This is a genomic window from Streptomyces sp. x-19, from assembly GCF_046549115.1.
Classification (GTDB): Bacteria; Actinomycetota; Actinomycetes; order Streptomycetales; family Streptomycetaceae; genus Streptomyces; species Streptomyces albulus_C.
In genome coordinates, this window is sequence record NZ_JAJPWK010000001.1 from 238,752 (window position 1) to 252,029 (window position 13,278).

Genomic DNA, 13,278 nt, shown 5'->3' on the forward strand with positions numbered 1-13,278 from the left:
GCCGGGCGCTGCCGCCGTAGGCTCGGCGGCATGACCGGACAGCTGCCCTTCCCGCGGCACTACGCGCGCACCCAGCGCTTCACGCTCGGCACCCCGCGCGACTTCGCCCTCGCCCCCGACGGCACCCGCGTCGTCTTCCTCCGATCCCGTACCGGCACCGACCGCAGCCACCAGCTCTGGGTCCTGGACCTCGACGACGGCAGGGAGTTCGCCGCCGCCGACCCGCAGGCGCTGTTGGCCGGGGCGGACGAGCAGCTCTCGCCGCAGGAGCGGGCGCGCCGCGAGCGCAGCCGGGAGGGGTCGGCGGGCATCGTCGGCTACGCGGTGGACGCCGCCGTGGAGTTGGCCGCCTTCGCCCTGTCGGGCCGGCTGTTCGTCTCGGAGCTGCGCGCCGGCACCACCCGCGAACTCCCCGTGGCGGGTCCGGTGGTGGACCCCCGCCCCGCCCCCGACGGCCGGCACGTGGCCTACGTGGCCGACGGCGCGCTGCGGGTCGTCGCGGCGGACGGCGACGGCACCGCGGGCGCGGACCGGGCGCTGGCGGAGCCGGACGGGCCCGACGTCACCTGGGGGCTGGCCGAGTTCATCGCGGCCGAGGAGATGGGGCGCCACCGGGGCTTCTGGTGGTCGCCGGAGAGCGACCGGGTGCTGGCCGCACGGGTCGACGACGCGCCGGTGACCCGCTGGTGGATCGCCGACCCGGCGCACCCCGACCGGGCGCCCGCACAGGTGCCGTACCCGGTGGCCGGCAGCGCCAACGCCGACGTCACCCTGGCGTTCTTCGGTCTGGACGGCTCCCGGACGGACGTCCGCTGGGACACCGCGCGCTACCCCTATCTGGCCCGCGTCCACTGGTCGGCGGCCGGCCCGCCGCTCCTGCTGGTCCAGACCCGGGACCAGCGTGCCCAGCGCTATCTGAAGGTCGATCCGCAGACCGGGGCGACCACCCTGGTGCACGAGGACCAGGACGAGGTGTGGGTCGAGCCGTACCCGGGCGCGCCGGCGTGGACGCCGGACGGGCGGCTGGTGCGGATCGCCGACGAGGGCGGCGCCCGCCGGCTGTTCGTCGGTGACCGGCCGCTGACCGGGCAGCCGCTGCACGTCCGGGCCGTGTTGGACATCGGCGAGGACGACGTGTTGTTCTCGGCCAGCGGTGCGGACGTGCACGACATCGGGGTGTACCGGGCGTGGTTCCGCGGCAGCGGCGACCAGGGCGGCTGGGAGCGGGTCGGCGAGCAGCCGCACCCGACCGTCTCCTCGGCGGTGCGCGGCGGGGCGTTGACGGTCCTGACGCAGGCGTCGCTGGAGCGGCCGGGCGCCCGGTCGGAAGTGGTGCGGCTGGATCCGGACGGCGGCGAGAAGGTGCTGGCGGTCATCGGTTCGCACGCCGAGACGCCGGGTCTCACCGCTCGACCGCGGCTGGTGCTCGCCGGCGAGCGCCGGATCCCGTGCGCGGTGCTGCTGCCGACCGGTTACGCGGAGGGCGACGGTCCGCTGCCGGTGCTGCTCGATCCCTACGGCGGTCCGCACGGCCAACGCGTCGTCGCCGCGCACAACGCGTACCTGACGTCCCAGTGGTTCGCCGATCAGGGCTTCGCGGTGGTGGTGGCGGACGGCCGGGGCACCCCGGGCCGCTCCCCTGCGTGGGAGAAGGCGGTCTCCCGGCGGCTCGGGCCGGTGGCGTTGGAGGACCAGGTGCACGCCCTGGAGGCGCTGGCCGACTCCTTCCCCCTGGACCTGGGGCGGGTCGCGATCCGCGGGTGGTCGTTCGGCGGGTACCTGGCGGGGATGGCCGCGCTGCGCCGGCCGGACGTCTTCCACGCCGCGGTGGTGGGCGCGCCGGTGACCGACCTGCGGCTGTACGACACCCATTACCAGGAGCGGTACCTCGGCCACCCCGACGAGGAGCCGGCGGTCTACGCCAGCAACTCCCTGGTGACGGACGAGGGGCTGTCCCAGGCGGTGGAACCGCACCGCCCGATGCTGATCGTGCACGGACTGGCCGACGACAACGTGGTGGTGGCGCACTCCCTGCGGCTGTCCTCGGCGTTGCTGGCCGCGGGCCGGCCGCACGAGGTGCTGCCGCTCTCGGGGGTGACGCACATGGCGTCGCAGGAGCAGGTGGCGGAGAACCTGCTCCTGCTCCAGGTGGACTTCCTCAAGCGGTCCCTGGGACTTCGCTGAGATCCGCCGGGCGCCGTCCGCCGGCCCACGGACCGGCGGGGGCGTCCGGCGCCCACCGGGCGGGCCGCGGCGCGCAGGAAGCAGACGTCCGGTGAGGACGGCCAACGTCCCATCCAGCGGACCCGCTTGAGCCGCCCGGGCGGCTCAAGCGACGCCTCCCGCGGACAGTGTCCACGGGTGCGCCCACCGGCTCCGGCGGGCCCTCCGTGGACGGCGTCGGGCGTGCCCGCACCCCGCGTGCCGTCCATCGCCGCGCGTCGCGCTCGACCACGTCAGCGGTACCGCGCGCGCCTCGGATGAGACGGCGTGACCGCACTGTGGACGCGGGGCGGCAGACCCGGACTGCTCCCGTCCACCTCGCGGCCCGACGACGCGCACAGCATCCCCGCATTCGTAAACGCACTGCCGCAGGTCTACACCAATCTCGCCCCCCGGACAACAGACACCGGGGAAGTGGAACGCCAAACACCCACAAAACGGCGGTCGGCCGGGGCGCCGCTGGCATCCCCGGCCGACCTACGGCACCCGCACGGCCGTACGGTGTTCAGCATGGCGCGTCCGTATATCGGTGATGCGACGGGCAAGTTGCCTTCACGTTAAAGCGTTTGGTTCACTTTTGTCCCTCATGCCGTACATGACAACCCGGTGTCAAGCACGCCTTGGCGACGATCTGCGCAATCTTCGCTCAAGAAGCGGACGACCTGTGCAGAAGCACACCTCATACCCTTGACTCGGCCGTAAATCACTTGCGAAAGTCGCGCTCATCCAGCGGTGCGACGGGTGCCGCTTCACGTTCCAAGAGAACTCGGCGCGGGGGCACTTCGCGATGACTAGTCCATCCCAGACCGCGACAGACAAGTCCGATACCCCGGGGCTTGCGTCCAAGGGTCTGAAGAAGGAGAAGAAGGGCAAGGGCGGTGAGCTCGTCGGCCGTTCCCCCGGGCAGTTGATGTGGACGCGCTTCAAGCGCGACCGCACCGGCATGATCTGCGGGATCGTCGTGCTCGCCTTCTTCGTCATCGCGGCCCTGGCCCCGGTGATCGCCGCGATCTACGGCAAGAATCCGTACACGCTCTACGGCAGCGACAACCCCGACCTCCTGGACGAGTTCGGTTATCCGATGGGCGCCAACGGCGGCATCTCCGGAGACTTCTGGTTCGGCATCGAGCCGTCGCTGGGGCGTGACCTCTTCACCCAGCTGCTGTACGGCATGCGGACCTCGCTCGGCATCTCCGTGGCCGTCACCATCCTGGTGGTCATCACCGGCACCATCCTCGGTGTCACCGCGGGGTACCTCGGCGGCCGCACCGACTACTGGCTCGGCCGGGTGATCGACTTCCTGCTCGCCTTCCCCAGCCAGCTGACGTTCGTGGCGTTCATGCCCGTGGTGGTGGCCCTTTTCGTCCCTCCGGGCGACGAGACCCCGACCTACATCCGGGTGATCGCGCTGATCCTCGTGCAGTGGGCGCTCGGCTGGATGGGTCTGGCCCGCCTTCTGCGCGGCCAGGTACTGTCGCTGCGCGAGCGGGAGTTCGTCGAGGCGGCGAAGATCACCGGCGCCTCCCCCTGGCGGATCATCACCAAGGAACTGCTGCCGAACGTGGTGACTCCGATCCTCGTACAAAGCACCTACATGCTCCCGCTGTTCGTGACGGCGGAGGCCGGCCTGTCCTTCCTGGGCGTCGGCATCATGGAGCCGACCCCGGACTGGGGACGGCTGTTCCACACGGCCGGCATGGTGTACGAGAACGACCCGACCTTCTTGCTCTTCCCCGGCGCCGCGATGGTGATCTTCGTGCTCTGCTTCAACCTGCTCGGAGACTCGGTCCGGGACGCCTTCGACCCCAAGTCCGGTCGCTGATCGTCCACTTGACGGGGGCAGCTGTCGCCCCCGCACCGGTCGCGCACCGGATGCGTCAGACAGCACATCTGGGACAACGACTGACAGGCAGGTGCTTGGATCCTCATGAACGCACTCACTACGCGTAGAGCCCGTGCGGTGCTCGTGGCCATGGCGGCCGGTTCGCTCGCCCTCACCGGGTGCAGCAGCGGCGGCGCCACGGGCAAGGACAAGTCGCAGACCGACAAGGATGCCGCGGCCCAGGCCAAGGCGGTGCCGCTGGGCAACGTCGCCCAGTCCACCGGTCCGGCGGCTCCGGTCGCGGGCGCGACGCCCGGCGGCACCGTCACCGTCTACCAGCGGGACAGCTACAACCACCTGGACCCGGCCCAGATGTACGTCAGCGACATGGGCGACCTGTCGAAGCTGATCTTCCGTGGCCTGACCACCTTCAAGCAGGACGACAAGGGCAACAAGACGGTCGTCGGTGACCTCGCCACCGACTCCGGCCAGATGTCCGACGGCGGCAAGACCTGGAAGTACACGCTCAAGGACGGCATCAAGTTCGAGGACGGCAAGCCGATCACCTCGAAGGACATCCGGCACACCTTCGAGCGCCAGTACGCCAAGTTCATCACCGAGGGTCCGACCTACGTCCAGCAGTGGCTCTCGGGCGACGGCACGACCTACCGCAAGGCGCTGCCGGACGGTCCGTACAAGGGTGACCACCTGCCCAAGTCCGTCCTGGACACCCCGGACGACCACACCGTCATCTTCCACTTCCAAAAGCCGCAGACGCAGCTGCCCTACGCGCTGACGATGGCGGGCTACAGCGTCGTCCCGGACAGCGACAAGGACACCAAGGACAAGTACGACGTCGCACCGGTCTGCTCCGGCCCGTACAAGATCGCGGACTTCAAGGCCGGCAAGTCCATGTCGTTGGTGAAGAACCCCAACTGGGACGCCAAGTCCGACCCGATGCGCCACCAGTACGTCGACGGCTTCAGCATCACCTTCAACCACCAGGCGTCCGACTCCACCAAGCGGCTGATGGCCGACAAGGGCGTGGACCAGACCGCGGTCAGCTTCACCAACTCCGTGGAGCCGACGCTGACCAAGCAGGTGCTGGACGACGCCAGCGCCAGCAAGCGCCTGGTCCAGGGCTACCAGCCCTACGTCTGGCAGATGAACATGAACATGGACCGCATCAAGGACAAGAAGATCCGCGATGCGATCACCTACGCCATGCCCAACAGCCAGATCGTCCGGATCAACGGCGGCAGCTACGGCGGTGAGATCGCCGGCGGTCTGCTGGCCCCGACCGTCGCGGGCTACAAGAAGGGCTACGACCCCTACGGCAAGCTCTCCAAGCCCAACGGCGACCCGGAGAAGGCCAAGCAGCTCCTGAAGGAGGCCGGCAAGACGGGCATGAAGCTCGTCTACGCCTACTCCAACACCGAGATCCGGCAGAAGGAAGCCGTCGCGATCGCCGACGCGCTCGGCAAGGCCGGCTTCAACGTGCAGAAGAAGGAGGTCGACGCGGCCTCCTGGTACCAGCAGATGGGCAAGGTCGACAACGGCTTCGACATCTACATGACGGGCTGGGGCCAGGACTGGCCGGACGCCTCCACCGTGATCCCGCCGTCCTACGACGGCCGGCAGATCCAGGACGGTGCGGCCAACTACTCGCACGTCCGTGACCCGAAGATCAGCAGCGAGATCGACCGCATCAAGAAGATCACGGACATCACGCAGCAGACCGCCGAGTGGGAGAAGCTCCACGAGTACATCGTGGAGAAGGTCAACCCGGCCGCTCCGGTGTTCTACACCAAGATGCTCCAGCTGTACGGCTCGAAGATCGGTGGCGCCCGCTACAACACGGACGTCAACTACATCGACCCGACCACGCTGTTCATCAAGAAGTAAGCACCGTGTGAAGGCATTCCGGAGCGCGCGCACGGCGGGGCGCGCCTCCGGATGCCTTCCCGCCACCCCTCACCCCACTGCAGCCGCCGTCCTGAGAGCAGCGAATTGCCATGCTTCCCTTCCTACTTCGCCGGACGTTCGGCGCGGTCGTCACCCTCATCCTGCTGAGCGCGGTCACCTTCTTCGTCTTCTTCTCCGTGGGCGACCCCGCGATGATGGCCTGCGGCAAGAACTGCACCGCGGACAACATCGCCCTGATCCACCAGAACCTGGGCCTCGACAAGCCCCTTCCGACGCAGTACTGGGACTTCCTGGTCGGCGTGTTCGCCGGGCGTGACTTCACCCTCGGCCACTGCAGCGCCCCCTGCTTCGGCTACTCCTTCGCCACGAAGCAGGACGTCTGGTCGACGATGATGGACCGGCTGCCGACCACCGCCTCGCTGGCCATCGGCGGTGCCGTGGTGTTCCTGGTGATCGGCCTGGGCGCCGGCCTGCTGGCCGCCTGGAAGCGCGGCACGCTGCTGGACAAGACGGTCACCGGCGCGTCGATGGTGCTCAGCTCGGTGCAGATCTACATCCTCGGCCCGGTCGTGCTGGGCATCTTCGTCTACAGCGGCATCATGGCGGCGCCCAAGTACGTCAACCTCACCAGCAGCCCGGTCGGTTGGTTCATGGGCCTGCTGATCCCGTGGCTGGTCATGTCGACGATCTTCACCGCGCAGTACACCCGTATGTCGCGCTCGACGATGATCGAACAGCTCCAGGAGGAGCACGTCCGCACCGCCAAGGCCAAGGGCATGCCGGCGCGTTACGTCTTCCTGCGGTACGCCTGGCGCGGTTCGCTGATCCCGATCGTCACCATCCTCGGCATGGACCTGGGGTCGCTGTTCGGCGGCGCGATGATCACCGAGTTCACCTTCCAGCTCGCCGGGCTGGGGCGGTTGGCGATCGACTCCGTGACCACCCTCGACCTGCCCATGGTGCTGGGCGTGCTGGTCTTCAGCGCGGCCCTGATCCTGGTGTTCAACATCATCGTGGATGCGGCGTACGCGTTCATCGACCCGCGCGTGCGCCTGTCCTAGGAGAGCCTGACGTGACCACACCCACCAAGACCGCGGAGAAGCCGGTCCCGAACGGACCCGGTGGCGATTCCTTCCTCTCCGTCCGCGACCTGCATGTCCGCTTCTCCACCGAGGACGGCATCGTCAAGGCGGTCGACGGCCTCTCCTTCGACCTGGAGCGCGGCAAGACCCTGGGCATCGTCGGCGAGTCGGGCTCCGGCAAGTCCGTCACCAACCTCGCCGTGCTGGGGCTGCACAACCCCAAGGCCACGGAGATCACCGGTGAGATCCACCTGGACGGCCAGGAGCTGACCGGCGCCAAGGAGAAGACCCTGGAGAAGCTCCGGGGCAACAAGATGGCGATGATCTTCCAGGACGCGCTGACCGCCCTGTCGCCGTACTACACCGTCGGCCGGCAGATCGCCGAACCGTTCATGAAGCACACCGGCGCCAACAAGCGCGAGGGCCGGCAGCGGGCCATCGAGATGCTGACCAAGGTCGGCATCCCCCAGCCCAGCCTGCGGGTGGACGACTACCCGCACCAGTTCTCCGGCGGCATGCGGCAGCGCGCGATGATCGCCATGGCGCTGGTCTGCAACCCTCAGCTGCTGATCGCCGACGAGCCGACCACCGCCCTGGACGTCACCGTCCAGGCGCAGATCTTGGACCTCCTCAAGGACCTCCAGCAGGAGTTCGGCTCCGCGATCATCCTGATCACCCATGACCTCGGCGTGGTCGCCAACACCGCCGACGACCTGCTGGTGATGTACGCCGGCCGGGCCGTCGAGCGCGGTTCGGTCCGGGAGATCCTCACCGAGCCCCGGCACCCGTACACCTGGGGCCTGCTCAGCTCCATGCCGCGGCTCTCCTCGGACGTCAACGAGGAGCTGCACCCGATCCCGGGTTCCCCGCCGAGCCTGCTCAACCCGCCGTCGGGCTGCGCCTTCCACCCGCGCTGCGCGTTCACCGCGGAGGTCGACGGCGGCCGCTGCACCGGCGAGCGCCCGCCGCTGGCACCGGGTCGGGCCGCCGCCTGCCACCTGAGCGCCGAGCAGAAGCAGACCCTCTTCACCGAGCAGATCAAGCCCCGGCTGGGCTAGGGAGCTACCACCATGGCCAAGAACGACACCCTGCCCGCGCCCCGAGCCGCCGCGCCCGCTCAGGGCGAGCCCCTGCTCGCCGCCGAGGGACTGACCAAGCACTTCCCGATCTACGGCGGCTTCCCGTTCAAGCGGAAGGTCGGGGCCGTCCAGGCGGTCGACGGCGTGGACCTGACCGTCCACGCCGGCGAGAGCTTCGGTCTGGTCGGCGAGTCCGGTTGCGGCAAGTCGACCACCGGCCGGCTGCTGACCCGGCTGATGGAGCCCACCTCCGGCAAGATCACCTACGCCGGCCAGGAGATCACGCACGCCAACCGCAAGCAGCTGGCGCCGATCCGCTCCGAGATCCAGATGATCTTCCAGGATCCGTACGCCTCGCTGAACCCGCGGCAGACGGTCGGCAGCATCATCAACGGCCCGATGGAGATCAACGGGATCAACCCGCCTGGCGGCCGGGAGAAGAAGATCCGCGAACTCCTGGAGACCGTGGGACTCAACCCCGAGCACTACAACCGCTTCCCGCACGAGTTCTCCGGCGGCCAGCGGCAGCGCATCGGGGTGGCCCGCGCGCTCGCCCTGAACCCGAAGCTGATCATCGCCGACGAGCCGGTCTCGGCGCTGGACGTCTCCATCCAGGCGCAGGTGGTCAACCTGCTCCAGGACCTCCAGCGCGAGATGGGCATCGCGTTCGTCTTCATCGCCCACGACCTGGCGGTCGTCCGGCACTTCAGCGAGCGGGTCGCGGTGATGTACCTCGGCAAGATCGTCGAGGTGGGCACCCGCGACGAGATCTACAACCGGCCGCGCCACCCGTACACCCACGCCCTGCTGTCGGCCGTGCCCGAGCCGAAGCTGGCCGAGGAGGGCGACGAGGAGCGCCAGCGGATCCGGCTCGCCGGAGACGTCCCCTCCCCCGTCAACCCGCCGTCCGGCTGCCGCTTCCGCACCCGGTGCTGGAAGGCGCAGGAGAAGTGCGCGACGGACGAGCCGCCGCTGCTCCAGATCTCCGGTAACGGCGACGGTCACCTGACCGCCTGCCACTTCCCGGAGGACCCGACGACCCGTGGCGAGGACATCGTCCTGGACCCGGCGCTGGCCGCGATCGAGGAGAGTGCCGACGAGGACGGTGCGGCGCAGGGCTGAACCGCCCCGCCCCGCGCACGGCCGGAGCCCGCTTCCCCCCGGGGAGGCGGGCTCCGCCGCGTTCCGGTGCCCTACTCGCTCGGCACCACGTGCCGCTCCTCCGCGAAGTGGCAGGCCGAGGCGTGCCGGGCCGGGCCCGCGGCGTCGTGGAACGCCGCCGGGACCGCCAGCGGGGGCTCGACCCGGGCGCACAGTTCCTGCGCCTTCCAGCAGCGGGTGCGGAAGCGGCAGCCGGACGGCGGATCGGCCGGGGAGGGGACGTCGCCGCTCAGCAGGATGCGTTCGCGGTGCGCCCGGGCGTCGGGGTCGGGCACCGGGACGGCGGAGAGCAGCGCCTGGGTGTACGGGTGGGTGGGGTGGTCGTAGATCTGCTCGTCGGTGCCGGTCTCGACGATCTTGCCGAGGTACATCACCGCGACCCGGTCGGAGAGGTGGCGGACGACGGACAGGTCGTGCGCGATGAAGACGTAGGAGAGTCCGAAGTCGTCCTGGAGCCGGGCCAGGAGGTTGACGACCTGGGCCTGGACGGAGACGTCGAGGGCGGAGACCGGCTCGTCCGCGACGATGATCTCGGGGCGCAGGGCCAGGCCGCGGGCGATCCCGATGCGCTGGCGCTGGCCGCCGGAGAACTGGTGCGGATAGCGGTTGACGAACTCGGGGTTGAGCCCGACGACGTCGAGGAGTTCCTGGACCCGGCGCCGGCGGTCGCCCTTGGGCGCCACCTCGGGGTGGATCTCGTAGGGCTCGCCGATGATGTCGCCGACCGTCATCCGGGGGTTGAGCGAGGTGTAGGGGTCCTGGAAGACCATCTGGATGTTGCGGCGGACGGCCTTCATGGCGCGCCCGGACAGTCGGGTGATGTCCTCGCCGCGGTAGCGGATGTGCCCGGCCGTCGGCCACTCCAGTCCGACCAGCATCCGGGCCACCGTCGACTTGCCGCAGCCGGACTCCCCCACGATGCCGAGGGTTTCGCCCTGCCGGAGCGCGAAGGAGACCCCGTCGACCGCCTTGACCGCGCCCACCTGCTTCTTGATGAGCACGCCGCGGGTCAGCGGGAAGTGCTTGACCAGGTCGCGGACTTCGAGGAGCGGTTCACCGGGCGCCATCGAGGGTCTCCTTCCAGAAGTGGCAGGCGCTGGCCCGGCCCGGTCCGACGTCGTTCAGCGGCGGCCGGTCGGTGCGGCAGACGTCGCGGGCCAGCGGGCAGCGGGGGTGGAAGGCGCAGCCGGGCGGGATGGCGGTGAGGCTGGGCGGCAGGCCCTTGATCGCGTGCAGTTGCTGCCCCTTGTGCCCCAGCCGGGGCACGGACTCCAGCAGCCCGCGGGTGTACGGGTGTGCGGGCGCCTTGTAGAGCTGGTCGACGGGGGCGGTCTCGACGACCCGGCCCGCGTACATCACCGCGATGGTGTCGGCGACGTCGGCGACCACGCCGAGGTCGTGGGTGATGAGGATCAGGCCCATCCGGTACTCGCGGCGCAACTCCGCGAGCAGGTCCATGACCTGGGCCTGGACGGTGACGTCCAGGGCGGTGGTCGGCTCGTCCGCGATGATCAGGTCGGGTTCCAGGGCGAGCGCCATGGCGATCATGATGCGTTGGCGCATGCCGCCGGAGAACTGGTGCGGGTAGTCCCCGACCCGCGCCCGGGCCGCCGGGATGCCGACCCGCTCCATCAGGGCGACCGCCTTGTCCCGGGCGTCCTTGCGGGACGCCCCGGTGTGCACCCGGAACATCTCGCCGAGTTGGGCGCCGACGCTGAGCACCGGATTCAGGGCGGAGAGCGCGTCCTGGAAGATCATCGCCATTTTCGCGCCGCGGACCCTGCGGCGCTCCTCCTTGCCGAGGGTGAGCAGGTCGCGCCCCTGGAAGAGGATCCGGCCGCCGGTGACGAAGCCCGGCGGCGAGTCGAGGATGCCCATCACGGCCTGGGCGGTGACGGACTTGCCGGAGCCGGACTCGCCGAGCACCGCCAGCGTCCGGCCGGCCGCCACGGTGTAGCTGACGCCGTTGACGGCCTTGGCCACCCCGTCGCGGGTGCGGAACTCCACCTGGAGGTCCTGGACGTCGAGCAGCGGCTCGGTCGCGGGTGCGCCGCCGTTGGTCATCTGACGCCTCCTCAGCGCAGCTTGGGGTCGAGGGCGTCGCGCACCGCGTCGCCGAGCATGATGAACGCGAGCACCGTGATGCTCAGTGCGCCCGCGGGCCAGAGCAGCATGTGGGGCGCGTTGCGGATGTGGGTGGAGGCGGCGGAGATGTCGATGCCCCAGGAGACGGTGGGTGGTTTGAGGCCCGCGCCGAGGTAGGACAGGGTGGCCTCCAGGGCGATGTAGGTGCCCAGGGCGATGGTCGCGACGACGATGACCGGGGCGACGGCGTTGGGCGCGATGTGCCGCAGCAGCATCCGCCCGTTGCCCGCGCCCAGCGCCCTCGCGGCCTGCACGTAGTCGTTCTGCTTGGCGGTGACGACCGAGCCGCGGGCGATCCGGGCGATCTGCGGCCAGCCCAGCAGCACGATGAAGCCGACCACCGGCCAGACGGTGGTGCTGGTGACGACGGACAGGAAGACCAGCCCGCCGAGCAGCACCGGGATGCCGAAGAAGACGTCGGCGAGCCGGGAGAGCAGGGTGTCCCACCAGCCGCCGAAGAAGCCGGCCAGGCCGCCGAGCAGGCTGCCCAGGAGGGCGACGCCGGCGGTGGCGCAGGTGCCGACGGTGATGGAGGCGCGGGCGCCGTAGACGACCCGGGTGTAGACGTCGCGGCCCTGGGTGTCGTAGCCGAAGGGGTGGCCGGGCGCGGCGCCCTGCTGGGCCTTGGAGAGGTCGGCGCGGTACGGGTTGCCGGTGGCGATCAGCTGCGGCCAGATGGCGATGACCGCCAGGAAGACGATGACCAGCGCGGAGACCACGAAGACCGGGTTGCGGCGCAGGTCGTGCCAGGCGTCGCTCCACAGGCTGCGGGGCTTTCCGGTGGGTTCGCCACCGGGGGGTGGGGGCCCGGCGCCGGGGGCGCGGGCCAGGGACTCGGCCTCGCCGATGGCGAGCGCGGCGGTGCCGCCGTCGCCGTGGCCGATGGCTTCCTGGGGGACGTGCGGCTCAGGCATAGCGGATCCTCGGGTCGAGGACGGCGTACAGCAGGTCGACCAGCAGGTTGGCGATCAGGAACACCAGCACCAGGATCGTCACGAAGCCCACCACGGTCGGCGAGTTCTGCCGGAGGATGCCCTGGTAGAGCTGGTATCCGACGCCGTGGATGTTGAAGATCCGCTCGGTGACGATGGCGCCGCCCATCAGCGCGCCGATGTCGGTGCCGATGAAGGTGACCACCGGGATCAGGGAGTTGCGCAGCAGGTGGCGGGTGATGACCCGGTGCCGGGGCAGCCCCTTGGCGACGGCGGTGCGGACGTAGTCGGCGCGGGCGTTCTCGGCGATCGAGGTCCGGGTCAGCCGGGTGACGTAAGCGAGCGAGACCAACGCCAACACCAGCCCCGGGAGCAACAGTTGGCCCAAGGGTGCCTCGATGGCGACGGTCGGCGCGGCCCATTCCCACTTCACGCCGAAGACGAACTGGAGCAGGTAACCGCTGACGAAGGTCGGTACGGAGACCACGACGAGGGTGAGGACCAGCACGGTGGTGTCGATGCTCCGGCCGCGCCGCAACCCGCTGAACACGCCCAGCGCGACACCCACCACCGTCTCCAGGACGATGGCGACGATGGTGAGCCGGAAGGTGACGGGGAAGGCCGTGCCCATCAGCTCGGTGACCGGCTGCCCGTTGAAGGCGGTGCCGAAGTTGCCCTGGAAGATCTGGCCCATGTAGTGCGGGTACTGCTTCCACAGCGGCTGGTCGAGGTAGAGGTCGTGGCGGATCTGCGCCGCGGTGGCGGGGTCCGGCGCCCGGTCGCCGAACATCGCGGCGACCGGATCGCCCAGTGCGTAGACCATGAGGAAGATCAGGAAGGTGCTGCCGATGAACACCGGGATCATCTGGAGCAACCGCCGGATCACATAACGTCCCATGCGCGCTCGC

General features: G+C 69.9%; 10 protein-coding genes. 6 read left to right on the forward strand and 4 right to left on the reverse strand.

Annotated elements, in window-relative coordinates; genetic code table 11:
- The first annotated feature begins 30 nt into the window (after positions 1 to 30).
- The 6 genes from ACLJT4_RS01100 to ACLJT4_RS01125 all read left to right on the forward strand — a co-directional run bounded on the left by ACLJT4_RS01100 (position 31) and on the right by ACLJT4_RS01125 (position 9,254).
- Positions 31 to 2,184 (forward strand): prolyl oligopeptidase family serine peptidase, encoded by a 2,154-nt coding sequence (locus tag ACLJT4_RS01100; RefSeq protein ID WP_411120550.1) that lies wholly within the window; start codon positions 31 to 33, stop codon positions 2,182 to 2,184.
- An 826-nt stretch (positions 2,185 to 3,010) separates the two neighbouring features.
- Complete coding sequence (locus tag ACLJT4_RS01105) at positions 3,011 to 4,045, forward strand: ABC transporter permease (RefSeq protein WP_411120551.1); 1,035 nt, start codon at positions 3,011 to 3,013, stop codon at positions 4,043 to 4,045.
- Between the two features lie 105 nt (positions 4,046 to 4,150).
- Positions 4,151 to 5,950 carry an ABC transporter substrate-binding protein gene (locus tag ACLJT4_RS01110; RefSeq protein ID WP_411120552.1) on the forward strand — a complete coding sequence of 600 codons (1,800 nt, stop codon included), beginning with the start codon at positions 4,151 to 4,153 and terminating at the stop codon, positions 5,948 to 5,950.
- A 110-nt stretch (positions 5,951 to 6,060) separates the two neighbouring features.
- Complete coding sequence (locus tag ACLJT4_RS01115) at positions 6,061 to 7,032, forward strand: ABC transporter permease (protein ID WP_016572739.1); 972 nt, start codon at positions 6,061 to 6,063, stop codon at positions 7,030 to 7,032.
- Positions 7,033 to 7,043: 11 nt separating this feature from the next.
- The gene (locus tag ACLJT4_RS01120; protein ID WP_411120553.1) at positions 7,044 to 8,111 is read left to right on the forward strand and encodes an ABC transporter ATP-binding protein; all 1,068 of its coding nucleotides are present in this window, start codon (positions 7,044 to 7,046) and stop codon (positions 8,109 to 8,111) included.
- A gap of 12 nt (positions 8,112 to 8,123) precedes the next feature.
- Positions 8,124 to 9,254 carry an ABC transporter ATP-binding protein gene (locus ACLJT4_RS01125; RefSeq protein WP_411120554.1) on the forward strand — a complete coding sequence of 377 codons (1,131 nt, stop codon included), beginning with the start codon at positions 8,124 to 8,126 and terminating at the stop codon, positions 9,252 to 9,254.
- 71 nt (positions 9,255 to 9,325) lie between these two features.
- On the opposite strand, the gene ACLJT4_RS01130 is transcribed toward ACLJT4_RS01125, so the two are convergent.
- Genes ACLJT4_RS01130 through ACLJT4_RS01145 form a run of 4 tightly spaced genes read right to left on the reverse strand, consistent with a single transcriptional unit; the run spans position 9,326 to position 13,268 of the window.
- Positions 9,326 to 10,360 (reverse strand): ABC transporter ATP-binding protein, encoded by a 1,035-nt coding sequence (locus ACLJT4_RS01130; RefSeq protein ID WP_411120555.1) that lies wholly within the window; start codon positions 10,358 to 10,360, stop codon positions 9,326 to 9,328.
- Positions 10,347 to 11,357, reverse strand: coding sequence for an ABC transporter ATP-binding protein (locus ACLJT4_RS01135; RefSeq protein WP_016572743.1), 1,011 nt, complete (start codon positions 11,355 to 11,357; stop codon positions 10,347 to 10,349). Before ACLJT4_RS01135 ends, ACLJT4_RS01130 begins: the two co-directional genes overlap by 14 nt.
- Positions 11,358 to 11,368: 11 nt before the next feature.
- Positions 11,369 to 12,352 (reverse strand): ABC transporter permease, encoded by a 984-nt coding sequence (locus ACLJT4_RS01140; protein WP_411120556.1) that lies wholly within the window; start codon positions 12,350 to 12,352, stop codon positions 11,369 to 11,371.
- Entirely contained in the window at positions 12,345 to 13,268 is a 924-nt protein-coding gene (locus ACLJT4_RS01145) for an ABC transporter permease (protein ID WP_411120557.1), read from the reverse strand. Before ACLJT4_RS01145 ends, ACLJT4_RS01140 begins: the two co-directional genes overlap by 8 nt.
- Positions 13,269 to 13,278: the final 10 nt, after the last annotated feature.